This is a genomic window from Prevotella melaninogenica, from assembly GCF_018128065.1.
Classification (GTDB): Bacteria; Bacteroidota; Bacteroidia; order Bacteroidales; family Bacteroidaceae; genus Prevotella.
In genome coordinates this window covers 977,205-990,609 of record NZ_CP072360.1, presented here as the reverse complement: position 1 = coordinate 990,609, position 13,405 = coordinate 977,205, and the positions used below count along the sequence as shown (strand labels likewise).

Sequence of the window (13,405 nt, the reverse complement as noted above, 5' to 3'; positions counted from 1 at the left end):
TGTGAAGAACTTGAGGATACATTAAGAATATTATAAAAATAGTACTCCCCTTGAAACCTACCCACGCGACCTCTAACTATATTCCGCTAAGTACTCCTCCCCTTTCGGGGAGGTTGAGTGGGGCTACTTATTCTTTAGTCAGTCTTTCCTGAATCGCTTTGCTCTCAGCCTCATAGCCTGGCTTATTGAGGAGCGCAAACATATTCTTCTTGTAAGCCTCAACACCTGGCTGGTTGAAAGGATTCACTCCCTGAATAAGACCGCTAATACCACAAGCCTTCTCAAAGAAGTAGATGAGCTGACCAAGATAATACTCGTTCAACTTAGGAACGCTCACACGGATGTTAGGAACACCACCATCAACGTGTGCAAGACGTGTACCAAGTTCTGCCATCTTGTTCACCTCATCAACACGCTTACCTGCGAGGAAGTTCAAGCCATCGAGGTTCTCCTCATCGTGTGGGAAGAGTACCTTTGCATTAGGCTCTTCAATAGAGATTACAGTCTCGAAGATAGAACGCTCACCTTCCTGAATCCACTGACCCATTGAGTGAAGGTCGGTTGTGAAGTCACAAGCTGCAGGGAAGATACCCTTATGATCTTTACCCTCGCTCTCTCCGTAGAGCTGCTTCCACCACTCAGCAAAGAAGTGGAGCTTTGGTTGGAAGTTAGCAACAATCTCAATCTTCTTACCTGCCTGTGAGTAGAGACCCTGACGAACAGCAGCATAACGAGCAGCAATGTTGTTTGCGAAAGGAACATCGTTAAAAGTCTCTTTCTCCATTACCTGTGCACCTTCAACAAGCTTCTGCACATCGAAACCAGCGACTGCGATTGGCAACAAACCTACTGGAGTAAGTACAGAAAAACGACCACCAACGTTGTCAGGAATGATAAATGTCTTGTACCCTTCTTTCGTTGCGGCAGCACGTGCAGCACCCTTATGTTCGTCAGTGATTGCAACAATCACATCCTTTGCAGCCTCCTTACCCAACTGTTCCTCACACTGCTTCTTCAAAAGACGGAATGCAAGTGCTGTCTCTGTTGTTGTACCAGACTTAGAAATATTGATAACACCAAACTTCTTATCCTTCAAGTAGTCTGTCAACTCAGCGAGATAATCCTCGCCGATGTTGTTACCTGCAAAGAGAATCGTTGGGTTCTTCTTGTTATTTACAAGCCAAGCAAAGCTGTTACCCAAAGCCTCGATGACTGCACGAGCACCGAGGTAAGAACCACCGATACCTGCTACAACAACCACCTCACACTTCTCACGGAGTGTATTGGCAACCGCCTGAATCTCAGCAAGGAACGCTGGGGTAATACTTGATGGCAAATGCAACCATCCAAGGAAGTCATTACCAGGACAAGTAGCTTTTTCCAAAGCTTCCTGAGCTGCAGCAACGTGTGGGGCATAAGCCTCTACTGCGCCCGGATTCAAAAACTGGGCGGCTTTTGTGATGTCTAACTTAATACTTTCCATTTGTGTTTATCTAAATGAATCTGTTAATAATTTTATTTCTATTTGTGGACTGATACGCTCGTAGAGGATGTTATATACAGCATCGAGAATTGGCATATTAACGTGCAGACGACGATTAATCTCTTTCATACACTTTGTTCCAAAATAACCCTCAGCTATCATCTCCATCTCTATCTGTGCCGACTTAACGCTGTACCCCTTTCCTATCATCGTACCAAAGGTATGGTTTCGCGAGAATTTACTATATCCCGTCACCAACTGGTCACCAAGATATACGCTGTCAATAATGGACCGTTGAATTGGATTAATAGTATTGAGGAATCGTTCCATCTCTTGCATTGCATTCGACATCAATACTGCCTGGAAGTTATCACCATACTTCAAGCCTGAACAAATACCTGCTGAAATGGCATAAACATTCTTCAGAACGGATGCATACTCAATTCCAATGACATCTGGAGAAGTCTTCGTCTTGACATAGCTTGACATTAACACCTCCGTAATGGCACGTGCCTTCTCAACGTCAGAACAGCCAACAGTAAGATAGGTGAGGCGTTCCATTGCCACCTCCTCTGCATGAGACGGACCTCCAATGACTGCGAGATTATCATATGGCACATCGTATGCCTCGTGAAAATACTCTGAACAGACAAGGTTTTCATCAGGAACAATACCCTTTATCGCCGTCAAGATTAGCTTTGTATTAAGCTTTGTCTTCACCTTCTTCAGTAACGCTTTCAGATAAGGAGAAGGAGTAACAAACACCAAGGTGTCATACTCCTGAATTATCTTATTGATATCTGAAGTAAGCATCACCTCATTCAAATTAAACCTCACGCTTGTAAGGTAAGATGGATTGTGTCCTCTCCGTTTAAACTCCTCTATCTTATCGTCACGTCGGAAGTACCAACCGATATGATGCGTTTGCTCTACAACAATCTTGGCGATAGCCGTTGCCCAGCTACCGCTTCCAATGATTGCTATTTTACCGATGTCGAACATAGTCATTAAAAGTAATAAAGTAAAAAGGTAATAAGGTAAAAGATATGAGCAATGTATTATAACTTAACACCCTTGCATCAATAATATTTCCCATATTATTTCTTCTCTTTCCTCCTTCCTATCCTTTTTACTTTTTTACCCTTTTACTTTTTACATTTCCTTAGCTTTATCAATCCACTGCTGAATCTCATCAACAGAAGGCTTCTCATAACCGAGCTTATACTTCTTGTTGATTTCTCCGAGCTTCTGCTGCAAGCCCTGTGCCTTCTCGTCTCTGATATCAGAGATGAGGTTGAAGCCTGCCTTACGCAAAACATATACCCAGTCTTCAGCAACACCGAGTTCAGCCCATTCCTTAACAGAAGACTGTGGAATCTTTGGTTCTGGCTTCATCTGTGGGAAGAGCAATACTTCCTGGATGTATTCCTTACCAGTCATCAGCATTACCAAACGGTCAATACCAACACCGATACCAGAAGTTGGAGGCATACCATACTGCAAAGAGCGGAGGAAATCTTGGTCGATAATCATCGCCTCATCATCACCCTTGTCAGCCAAACGCATCTGTTCGATGAAACGTTCTTCCTGATCAATTGGGTCATTCAGCTCTGAATAAGCATTAGCTAACTCTTTTCCATTTACCATCAACTCAAAACGCTCTGTCAGTCCTGGCTTAGAACGGTGCATCTTTGTCAGTGGTGACATCTCAACTGGATAGTCAGTGATGAAGGTTGGTTGGATATATGTACCCTCACAGAACTCACCGAAGATCTCATCTATCAGTTTACCCTTACCGAAGCTCTCATCAATTTCTTCGAGTTTCAACTCGTTAACAGCAATATTACGGATTTCCTCCTCTGTCTTACCATAGAGATCGAAACCTGTCTTCTCCTTGATTGCATCGAGGATAGGTAGACGACGGAATGGTGCTTTGAAGCTGATAACCTTGTCACCAACCTGTACCTCTGGCTTACCATTTACCTCTATACAAATCTTCTCAAGAAGTTTCTCAGTGAAAGACATCATCCAGTTGTAGTCCTTGTATTGTACATAAAGCTCCATACAAGTAAACTCTGGATTATGGAAACGGTCCATACCCTCGTTACGGAAGTTCTTACCGATTTCGTATACACCCTCAAAGCCACCAACAATCAGACGCTTCAAATAAAGCTCTGTTGCGATACGCATATACATATCAACGTTGAGAGCATTGAAGTGAGTAATGAATGGGCGCGCACTTGCACCACCAGCAATACTCTGCAAGGTAGGAGTTTCTACCTCAGTATAACCAGCCTCATCGAAGAACTTACGCATTGTACGCAATACGGTAGCACGCTTCAAGAAAGTATCTTTCACACCATCGTTCACAACGAGGTCAACATAACGCTGACGATAACGCTGCTCTGGGTCCTCAAACTTATCGTACGCCTCACCGTCCTTATACTTAACAACAGGCAGTGGCTTCAAGCTCTTTGACAAAAGAGTAATCTCCTTCGCATGAACAGAAATTTCTCCCATCTGTGTCTTGAACACTACACCCTTAACACCGATGAAGTCACCAATGTCAAGCAACTTCTTGAAGACCTTATTATAAAATTCTTTATCCTCACCCGGACAGATGTCGTCACGAGTGATATAAACCTGGATTCTACCCTTGCTATCCTGTAACTCTGCGAAGGAAGCCTTGCCCATAACACGGCGTCCCATCATACGCCCAGCGATTACAACCTCACGCTGTTCGTCCTCTTTGAACTGCTCTTTAATATCAGTAGAGTAAGCATTCGTTGGAAACTCTGCTGCTGGATAAGGATCAATCCCCATCTCACGCAATTCCTGCAGGCTTTGGCGGCGACCAATTTCCTGCTCAGATAATTCTAAAACGTTCATATTTATTATTAAATCGAATATATTCTTATAGTTTGCAAATTTACTAAATAATTCGCAAACTATGGCTGGTTTTTTCTTTTTTATGGCATTAGAGTTTTCTTAAACCCAAATCATAATGTCGCTTATTACATCTATATCGGTATTACATCCCAACACTTGCTCCTTTCTTGACTGTTTATTGCAAACTATTTAGCCGTTAGCACATAGGGTACTAACCAACAGCACAACATGTGCAAAGCCTTAGCACCATACGTGCGGAGCGTTAATACACTCGCAAAAAACGGAAATGTTATCATTTAAAAGTCTATCGCTTAGCTTAAAGAAGTCTATAGCTAAACTCAAAAGCATCCAAACATGACTTTTGCCTATATTTAACTACCTATTAAACCTACTATGATTTTGATATCTATCCAACTTTTATTATCTTTGCATAACATTAAGTTGATTAGATTATGAACATAGAGCACATCATAAATAGTATTCATCAAGAAGACGGGCTGAGCCGCACACTCGGTATGGAGTTCATTTCTACGCCAGAAGACGACACGTTGAAGGCAAGAATGGCTGTCGACGACCGTAACAAACAACCTTTCGGCTTCCTCGCAGGGGGTGCTTCATTGGCATTGGCAGAGAACCTTGCAGGTATCGGCTCGATGGCGTTATGCCCTAGGAAAATGGCAATGGGCATCAATGTACATGGCAACCACGTCAAGGCGATGCCATACGGTGGAACAGTTACGGCTTACGGAAAACTGATTCACAAAGGGCATACGCTACACGTATGGAATATTGATATCAAGAATGGTGAAGACGAACTCATCTCAAGCGTACAAGTTACCAACTACGTCATAGCCCCACAAGAGAAGTAAATGGATTCTTTCTTTATCTATCGTGAGCCTTTCGAGAAGGTTTGTCATTGCTACTCACAACCAGAAAAGCCAACGGCTATCCTTTCACTTGCATCCCTTAATGGGCGCAAGGGGTTCGTTATTGCTCCTTTCTACTGCGACGATAGCAACACACTTTACTTGCTGAACGGACAGAAGGGTTCTTCTACTGTTCTTCCATTAGACGGTAGCAAGGGCTTTGAGGCTATTCCTGAATGGCAAGACGAGACGGTGCTGACTGATGAAACGTCATCGCTTCGCGAGGTTTATCACGATGCATTCTGTCGTTTCCATAAAGAATTAGAGTTCAATACATTTCGTAAATTAGTACTGACACGCTCGGTTGTAGAAACAAAAGACGAGAGCGCAAGTCCTCGAAGCATTTTCCTCAAAGCTTGCGAGAAATATCCACACTCTTATATCGCCCTTTTCTATACCGCAGAGACTGGCATGTGGCTTGTCGCAAGCCCTGAGATTCTGCTCTGTGGCGATGCCGACGGCTACCAGACAATGGCGTTAGCAGGTACGATGAAGTATGAAGGTGAGGATATGAAGTGGTCTACTAAGAATCAAGAAGAGCAACAACTCGTTGCTGACTATATCCGTGCTTGCTTGCAACCGTTTGCAGCTGAAATAACAGAAAGCAAACCTTATACTGCACGCACAGCACATTTAGCACATCTTCGGACTGATTTCACTTTCCGTTTGGAGGACACAGAGAGGCTCGGAACATTCCTTACAGCCTTCCACCCTACCCCTGCAGTATGCGGTATGCCAAAGGATGAGGCACAGCAGTTTATCCTTCATAACGAACAACTGAACCGCAGTTATTACAGTGGATTCAGTGGCTTGCTCGGCGATAATGGTACGGCAAAACTTTATGTCACCCTCCGTTGTATGCAACTCTCTCGTTCTACTTGTCGCCTTTATGCTGGTGGCGGACTCTTAAAGGAAAGTATTGAAGAGAATGAATGGCAGGAAACAGAAGCCAAACTTGACACTATTCGCCAGTTGTTAAAGCATAATTAGATTTATAGGCATATTGGGCTTATGAGGCTTATTAGTCTTATTAGCCCAATAACCCAAACCCTCAACACCCAACATTCAACACCCACCACCCAAATGTATAGCAACAAAGAAAACGTTAACATCCTCACAGCCTTACTCGTAAAGGAACGTGTCAAGAAAGCCGTTGTATGTCCGGGTTCTCGTAACTCGCCTATTGTGCACAACCTCTGTGCTTGTCCTGATATTGAGTGCTATCCCGTCACTGATGAAAGGACAGCTGGTTTCGTCGCTTTAGGTATGACACTGGCTGATAATGAACCTGTTGCCGTTTGTGTCACATCGGGTTCTGCCTTACTCAACTTGGCACCTGCTGCTGCTGAAGCCTATTATCAGAACCGTCCGTTGATTATCATTTCAGCCGACAGACCAGCACAATGGATTGAACAACAGGATGGACAGACAATTCAACAACATCGGGTCTTGGAACCAAACGTCCGCAAGAGTGTTACACTGCCTGAACCGCACAACGAGGAGGAACGCTGGTATTGTAACCGTTTGGTCAATGAAGCATTGCATGCAACACGTCTGAATGGTGGTGGTCCAGTGCATATTAACGTACCCATCAGCGAGCCCCTCTTTGAATATAATGTTCCTCAACTTCCTGATGAGCGCATGATATCCCTGCATCCAGCTTCAACTGATGATACCTATGTCTATGAAATGGCTACAAACTTCTTCAGTGGAACGAAACCAATGATTGTTCTTGGTCAGCTAATTCCTGAAGTTGTGGGCAATTTGATTGAGGCAATTGAGACATTGAAAAAGGTTGCTGTCGTTATTCAAGAGAAGTTGGCAGATGACGATATCGGTCCTGCACAACCCATCGATGAAGTACTGAAGATGATTGGGGAAGATGAAGCATATCGCCCTGACCACCTTTTATATATAGGCGGAACCATCGTTAGCAAACGACTCCGTCAGTTCTTGCGTAAGTGTACGTGCAAAACATCAATCATCGTAAATGAGAGTGGCGCATGTTGTGATACTTTTATGAACGCTACTGACATTATCCAAGGACGAGTCGAAGATGTTATCGGTATCTTTGCCTATGAAACTGAAGACGTTCAAAAGAAAGACTTTGTTTCGCTTTGGAGCAAGGCTTTCGATAAAGCCTTAGCGATTCGAGGGACAATAAAACCACGTTTCTCACAAATGTTAGCTGTTAAGGCTTTTCACGAGAAGATGAGAGAAGAAGCTATTGATGGAGAGTTTTTCTATGGCAACAGCTCGGCTGTACGCCTTGGCAACATCTTCTCTGATCAATATCTCTATGTCAATCGAGGTGTGAATGGTATTGAAGGCTCGTTGTCAACGGCTGTTGGCTATGCCATTGCCCACCAAGAAGAAGAGGATGTCTACTGTGTTATTGGCGACTTGAGCTTCTTTTACGATCAGAATGCATTATGGAACGAATCTCTTTCGCCTAACCTGTCTATCCTCTTACTTAACAATGGCGGTGGAGGTATCTTCCATCAGCTCCCTGGACTGGAGCTTTCACCTTATCGAGATAGTGCTATTGCTGCCCAACACACAACCTCTGCAGAAGGAATCTGTCAAACACACGACATCGTCTATCTCTCTGCACGTAACGAGAAAGAACTTTACGAGAATCTTGATAAGTTCTTCAATTCAGAGGAAGGACCAGTACTTTTAGAAGTATTCACAAACGCAGAGGAGGATGCCCAAGCCCTGAAAGATTATTATCAAGCATTTTAACAAAATGAACTTGCCACAGTCTATATTCATTTTAGAGCTGACTTGGCAAGTTCCTTATATTTAATCATAAACAAAAAGACCCTATGGAGAAAAGAGAATGGAAGCCTATTGAAGGCTTTAACTTTGCGGAAATCCTCTTTGAGGAGTATAACCACATAGCAAAAGTAACAATCAATCGCCCTCGTTACCGCAATGCCTTCACACCAAAAACAGTGTGGGAAATGTCGCAGGCTTTCAACTATTGTCGTGAAGCCCTTGATATACGAGTTGTCATTCTCACTGGCGCAGGTGACAAAGCATTCTGCTCTGGCGGTGATATGCACGTAAAGGGACATGGCGGATATATAGGTACTGACGGTGTTCCACGTCTCAACGTGCTTGACTTACAGATGCAGATTCGACGTCTTCCAAAGCCTGTCATCGCAATGGTAAACGGTTATGCAATTGGTGGTGGACACGTTCTTCACGTAGTATGCGACCTCTCAATAGCATCAGACAATGCCATCTTCGGACAGACTGGACCAAAGGTTGGTTCCTTTGATGCTGGTTTCGGTGCATCTTATTTAGCTCGTATCGTGGGGCAGAAGAAGGCTCGTGAGATATGGTTCTTGTGTCGTCAGTACTCTGCTGTAGAAGCAGAACGAATGGGATTGGTCAACAAGGTGGTTTCTTTCGACCGTCTCGAAGATGAGTGTATAGACTGGGCTGAGACGATGATAGAGCGTTCTCCATTAGCACTCCGTATGATGAAAGCTGGCTTTAACGCCGAACTTGATGGTCAAGCTGGTATCCAAGAGCTTGCAGGTGACGCTACTATGCTCTACTACACACTTGACGAAGCACAGGAAGGCGGCAAGGCTTTCCTTGAAAAACGCAAGCCAGACTTTGATAAGTATCCGCAGTTCCCATAATTAGTTATTGGACTTATTGGCCTAATTAGGCTAATAAGCCCAATGAAACCATTTAGTAAACAAAGACTATAGAACTTATCAACAATTTAGCTAATTAGCCTTATTAGGCCAATAACTCTAACAGAACCTTTATTACCAACAACTAAGAAACAATCATGGAAACATCTTTCTTGTCACAAAAGGGCAACTATCGCAACCTGATAGCTTATCAGAAAGCAGAATGCATTTATGATATTACCTATTACTTTGCCCACCATTTTTTAGATAGAAACGACAGAACGATAGATCAAATGATACAAGCAGCCCACTCAGGGAAGCAAAATATTGCAGAAGGATGTGCAGCATCTACAACCTCTGCAGAAACAGAAATAAAGTTAGTAAATGTTGCACGTGCCAGTCTTCAAGAACTTTTAATTGATTACGAAGATTATCTTCGCGTACGAAATCTTATAAAGTGGAATGTAAATGATAAGAATGCAATCATTACACGACGTGTATGTGCCAAGCATAACGAGTCTGCTTTTTATCGCAATGCCATTCAAATACGTACAGATGAAACGATAGCAAATATTGCCATAACACTGATTTATCAAGAGGATGTACTACTAAGAAAGTATTTAAATCATATAAAAGATGATTTCGTTAAGCATGGTGGAATACGCGAGCAAATGACAAGAGCAAGGATTGAATATAGAAATAAACAATAAGAAGAAATAATGTACAACATCAATATCTCCTCCCGCACCCTCCACTTCCTACACCCTGCGGGCACCTCACGTGGTATCTACACAACGAGGAAAAGTTATTACATCACGATGACTGATAGCAATCAGCCAAGAGTGACAGGCATTGGGGAATGCGCAACACTCCCCGACCTATCTTGCGATGCTATGCCTGACGAGGATTATGAGCAGAGGTTACGTGGCTTTTGTGATGTCTTCTGCCGTACAGGCGTCATTGATTTCGAGGCGATGCGCCCTTACCCTTCAATGCTCTTTGGATTAGAAACGGCTAAAGCTCAGTTAGATGCTCAAGGTAGTATTAATCTTTTCAACACACCTTTCGGACGAGGTGAGGAAGGAATAACTATCAACGGACTTGTATGGATGGGAACTTTCGAGGAGATGTATCAGCGATTAGAAGCGAAGCTCAAGGCTGGTTTCCGCTGTGTAAAGCTAAAGATTGGTGCGATTGACTTTGAGAAAGAACTCGACCTTATACGCCATATCCGTCAAGCCTTTACACGAGAGCAGGTCGAACTACGTGTTGATGCAAATGGGGCGTTTGCCCTTAAGGATGCCATGCAGCGTCTGGAAGCATTAGCGAAATATGACATCCACTCCATTGAGCAACCCATCCGCCAACGCCAATGGGAAGAGATGGCACGATTATGTGCCGATACTCCCCTACCAATAGTCCTTGACGAGGAACTTATCGGTATCAATAACCCTACAGAAAAAGCGTTATTACTCGATACTATTCGCCCTCAATACATCATTCTCAAGCCAAGTCTGCATGGCGGTATGATAGGTACAAGAGAATGGATTGCAATGGCAAAGGAACGTAACATAGGTTCATGGATAACCTCAGCACTTGAGAGTAACATCGGACTGAATGCTATCGCCCAACTCACTGCCGACATCTATGGTCCAAATATCACCACACCTCAGGGTTTAGGTACAGGACAACTCTTCACTGACAACATTCCAATGCCATTAGAAATCAGAGGCGACCAGCTTTGGATAAGCGATTAAGAAATTTATTATTAGGCTAATTAGCCCAATTAACCTAATTAGCCTAATAGTATAAAATAAAACAACAATGACACTACAGGAATTCCTTTCAGAATGGCATAATGATAATCCACAACTCCTTGTCCACACCAGTGGCTCAACTGGTAAACCCAAACCGCTGTGGGTAGAGAAGCAACGTATGCTCAATTCTGCCCGCATTACCTGCGATTTCCTTGGTTTGAAGACTGGCGATACCGCCCTACTCTGCATGCCACTCGACTACATTGCAGGAAAGATGGTAGTGGTAAGAAGCATTGAACGAAACCTACATCTGCTAAGCGTTACGCCCTCTGGTCACCCTCTCGCTGATTCTTCCTTAGCTGAAGCAGGCAGCAAAAACGAGGAGATAACCTTTGCTGCAATGGTGCCACTGCAGGTCTATAACTCTCTGCAAATACCTATAGAGCGTGAGCGTTTACGCCAAATCCGTCATCTTATTATAGGCGGTGGTGCTATTGATGATAAACTGTCAGCTGCTTTACAGGATTTTCCCAATGCCGTATGGAGTACCTACGGAATGACGGAAACACTCTCACATATTGCACTCCGACGTCTGAATGGATGCGAAGCTAACGAATGGTACAAACCCTTTGACGGTGTGAAAGTATGGCTCAATGAGGAAGATTGCCTTGTTATTGATGCTCCTGCCGTTTGTTCTCATCCATTAGTAACTAACGATAGGGCTGAAATTCGACGTTCTCAAACGGAAGAGGGAATTGAAACGGCTTGTTTCCGTATCCTTGGACGAAAAGATAATGTGATTGACTCTGGTGGTATAAAGATTCAGATTGAGGAAGTAGAAAACCGCCTAAAGTCTTTCCTTACAACCGACTTTGCCATAACGAGCTGCCCAGACGAGCGTTTTGGAGAAGCTGTTGTCTTACTTACTACACAAACCGATACCGAGGCTATCAAAACACTATGCCAACGATGTCTTCCAAAGTTCTGGCAACCTCGTTTCATCTTCTACACTTCTTCTATTCCCAAGACAGGAAACGGAAAACCAGCAAGAGCCGAGATAAAGACTTTAATACGTCAGTTATGTAAATTAAAAGTATAACCTAACACCCACACTAACAATATACACAAATGGTGTTCATCGTAAGCACAACACGTGCATACGGTGCGCACAACATGTGCTAAGCATCAACACATCACTTATAAAGGGAGTAAGACACTCATCATAGACACTACAACGTATTGAATAAATAAGACAGTAAGGTCTAAACGATGTATAAGGTTTCTGCTAAACAGCACTAACTCAAAATGTAAGGTAAGAATAAAGACAAAACCATCAAGTTTCGTAAAGAGCAGACTATCGTATCTGCAGATAACACTTAACAACCAAATCATTAACAGCCTACTCGCGACCGTATTTCTAAACATCTTTTTCTCCACATGCTTCTCAGCTTTTCGCTACCAAAGAAAAACTTACCCTTTTGTTTGCCACAACCGATTTTTTTAGCTAATTTTGCAGTCACAAAACCAATACGTAATTATCAAATGGACGATTATCACGCGGAAAATTACAATCTGTAAGCGTGAGGATTACAACAGAAAGTTGCTAATCCCCACACTATTGTTTAACTATGGAGATTAGCTAATGAAGACATATTGGAACATTAACGGAACCCTGAATACCATTAAAGAATGGCAGCCAAACTGCTGGATTCAGGTAACTTGCCCAACAGAGCAGGATCAGCAAGAACTCGAAGACACTTTTCATATCCCCGACTACTTCTTATCGGACATTAGCGATACCGATGAGCGAGCACGTTATGAATATGATGATGGATGGATGCTGATTATCCTCCGTATCCCTTACGTAAAGGAAATTCGATCAAGAACACCTTATACGACAGTACCTTTAGGTATCATTCACAAGAAAGATGTGACCATCACGGTCTGCAACTTCGAGACGAATATGATGCTCGACTTCGTCAGCTATCAGCAAAAGAGAAATGAGGGCTTTACAGACTATGTAGATCTTATCTTCCGCCTCTTCCTTTCTTCTTCTGTTTGGTACTTGAAACGATTGAAGCAAATCAACACTTTGATTGAAAAAGCTAAGCGCAACTTAGATAAAGGCGTAGACAACGAAAGTCTGATTGGACTGAGTCGTCTACAGGATTCGCTTACCTATTTCATCACATCTATTCGTGGCAATGAGAACCTGTTAGCAAAGCTAAAGTTTAAGTTGCAGATTGATGAATTAGATGCCGACCTCATTGAAGACGTAAACATTGAGATGTCACAGGCACGAGAAACAACGAGTATCTACTCTGACATTCTTGAATCTACGATGGATACCTACTCAAGCATTATCAACAACAATATGAACACTGTGATGCGTACGCTTACCTCGGTGTCAATTGTAATGATGTTGCCAACGCTTATATCCTCACTCTTCGGTATGAACCTTGTCAATGGTATGGAAACAAATCCATGGGGATTCCCTGTGGCGATGTTCTTATCAGTTGTTGTTTCGGCTGCATCATGGTGGATTTTGCGCCGTAAACGCCTACTTTAGCAGAAAGAAATAAAAAAACAACCTAAAATTTAGGTACTTTCAAACTTTTTATCTAAGTTTGCAGTTGATATGTTATTGGTAGAAGGCTACTGCACATCAATGCAATAGTCTGAAACCTTAAATGTGGA

At 43.0% G+C, this 13,405-nt stretch carries 11 protein-coding genes; 8 read left to right on the top strand and 3 right to left on the bottom strand.

Annotated features, from left to right (window positions below; translation table 11 throughout):
• Positions 1 to 127: 127 nt before the first annotated feature.
• The 3 genes from J5A56_RS09790 to lysS form a co-directional block, all read right to left on the bottom strand.
• A complete protein-coding gene (locus tag J5A56_RS09790) occupies positions 128 to 1,483 on the bottom strand; it encodes a glucose-6-phosphate isomerase (RefSeq protein WP_021672907.1) in 1,356 nt (451 codons plus the stop codon).
• 6 nt (positions 1,484 to 1,489) lie between these two features.
• A complete protein-coding gene (locus tag J5A56_RS09785; protein ID WP_036920404.1) occupies positions 1,490 to 2,485 on the bottom strand; it encodes an NAD(P)H-dependent glycerol-3-phosphate dehydrogenase in 996 nt (331 codons plus the stop codon).
• A gap of 150 nt (positions 2,486 to 2,635) precedes the next feature.
• A complete protein-coding gene (gene lysS / locus J5A56_RS09780) occupies positions 2,636 to 4,372 on the bottom strand; it encodes a lysine--tRNA ligase (RefSeq protein ID WP_021672905.1) in 1,737 nt (578 codons plus the stop codon).
• 452 nt (positions 4,373 to 4,824) lie between these two features.
• On the opposite strand from lysS, the gene J5A56_RS09775 reads away from it, so the two are divergent.
• The 8 genes from J5A56_RS09775 to J5A56_RS09740 all read left to right on the top strand — a co-directional run bounded on the left by J5A56_RS09775 (position 4,825) and on the right by J5A56_RS09740 (position 13,277).
• Complete coding sequence (locus J5A56_RS09775; RefSeq protein ID WP_021672904.1) at positions 4,825 to 5,241, top strand: PaaI family thioesterase; 417 nt, start codon at positions 4,825 to 4,827, stop codon at positions 5,239 to 5,241.
• Positions 5,242 to 6,288, top strand: a complete 1,047-nt coding sequence (locus J5A56_RS09770) for an isochorismate synthase (RefSeq protein WP_021672903.1) — start codon at positions 5,242 to 5,244, stop codon at positions 6,286 to 6,288.
• 93 nt (positions 6,289 to 6,381) lie between these two features.
• A complete protein-coding gene (gene menD / locus J5A56_RS09765) occupies positions 6,382 to 8,043 on the top strand; it encodes a 2-succinyl-5-enolpyruvyl-6-hydroxy-3-cyclohexene-1-carboxylic-acid synthase (RefSeq protein ID WP_021672902.1) in 1,662 nt (553 codons plus the stop codon).
• Positions 8,044 to 8,126: 83 nt separating this feature from the next.
• On the top strand, positions 8,127 to 8,954 hold the full coding sequence (gene menB, locus J5A56_RS09760) for a 1,4-dihydroxy-2-naphthoyl-CoA synthase (protein ID WP_021672901.1): 828 nt from the start codon (positions 8,127 to 8,129) through the stop codon (positions 8,952 to 8,954).
• A 155-nt stretch (positions 8,955 to 9,109) separates the two neighbouring features.
• Positions 9,110 to 9,661 carry a four helix bundle suffix domain-containing protein gene (locus J5A56_RS09755; RefSeq protein WP_021672900.1) on the top strand — a complete coding sequence of 184 codons (552 nt, stop codon included), beginning with the start codon at positions 9,110 to 9,112 and terminating at the stop codon, positions 9,659 to 9,661.
• A 9-nt stretch (positions 9,662 to 9,670) separates the two neighbouring features.
• On the top strand, positions 9,671 to 10,708 hold the full coding sequence (locus tag J5A56_RS09750) for an o-succinylbenzoate synthase (protein WP_036920386.1): 1,038 nt from the start codon (positions 9,671 to 9,673) through the stop codon (positions 10,706 to 10,708).
• A gap of 67 nt (positions 10,709 to 10,775) precedes the next feature.
• Positions 10,776 to 11,807: an AMP-binding protein gene (locus J5A56_RS09745; RefSeq protein WP_021672898.1), complete on the top strand. Its 1,032-nt coding sequence runs from the start codon at positions 10,776 to 10,778 to the stop codon at positions 11,805 to 11,807.
• A 543-nt stretch (positions 11,808 to 12,350) separates the two neighbouring features.
• The gene (locus J5A56_RS09740) at positions 12,351 to 13,277 is read left to right on the top strand and encodes a magnesium transporter CorA family protein (RefSeq protein WP_021672896.1); all 927 of its coding nucleotides are present in this window, start codon (positions 12,351 to 12,353) and stop codon (positions 13,275 to 13,277) included.
• Positions 13,278 to 13,405: the final 128 nt, after the last annotated feature.

What these genes read in the sequence shown, in the direction of transcription:
- J5A56_RS09790 (WP_021672907.1), bottom strand. Translation starts at nt 1,483, where the DNA reads ATGGAAAGTATTAAGTTAGACATCACAAAAGCCGCCCAGTTTTTGAAT.
- J5A56_RS09785 (WP_036920404.1), bottom strand. Translation starts at nt 2,485, where the DNA reads ATGTTCGACATCGGTAAAATAGCAATCATTGGAAGCGGTAGCTGGGCA.
- lysS (WP_021672905.1), bottom strand. Translation starts at nt 4,372, where the DNA reads ATGAACGTTTTAGAATTATCTGAGCAGGAAATTGGTCGCCGCCAAAGC.
- J5A56_RS09775 (WP_021672904.1), top strand. Translation starts at nt 4,825, where the DNA reads ATGAACATAGAGCACATCATAAATAGTATTCATCAAGAAGACGGGCTG.
- J5A56_RS09770 (WP_021672903.1), top strand. Translation starts at nt 5,242, where the DNA reads ATGGATTCTTTCTTTATCTATCGTGAGCCTTTCGAGAAGGTTTGTCAT.
- menD (WP_021672902.1), top strand. Translation starts at nt 6,382, where the DNA reads ATGTATAGCAACAAAGAAAACGTTAACATCCTCACAGCCTTACTCGTA.
- menB (WP_021672901.1), top strand. Translation starts at nt 8,127, where the DNA reads ATGGAGAAAAGAGAATGGAAGCCTATTGAAGGCTTTAACTTTGCGGAA.
- J5A56_RS09755 (WP_021672900.1), top strand. Translation starts at nt 9,110, where the DNA reads ATGGAAACATCTTTCTTGTCACAAAAGGGCAACTATCGCAACCTGATA.
- J5A56_RS09750 (WP_036920386.1), top strand. Translation starts at nt 9,671, where the DNA reads ATGTACAACATCAATATCTCCTCCCGCACCCTCCACTTCCTACACCCT.
- J5A56_RS09745 (WP_021672898.1), top strand. Translation starts at nt 10,776, where the DNA reads ATGACACTACAGGAATTCCTTTCAGAATGGCATAATGATAATCCACAA.
- J5A56_RS09740 (WP_021672896.1), top strand. Translation starts at nt 12,351, where the DNA reads ATGAAGACATATTGGAACATTAACGGAACCCTGAATACCATTAAAGAA.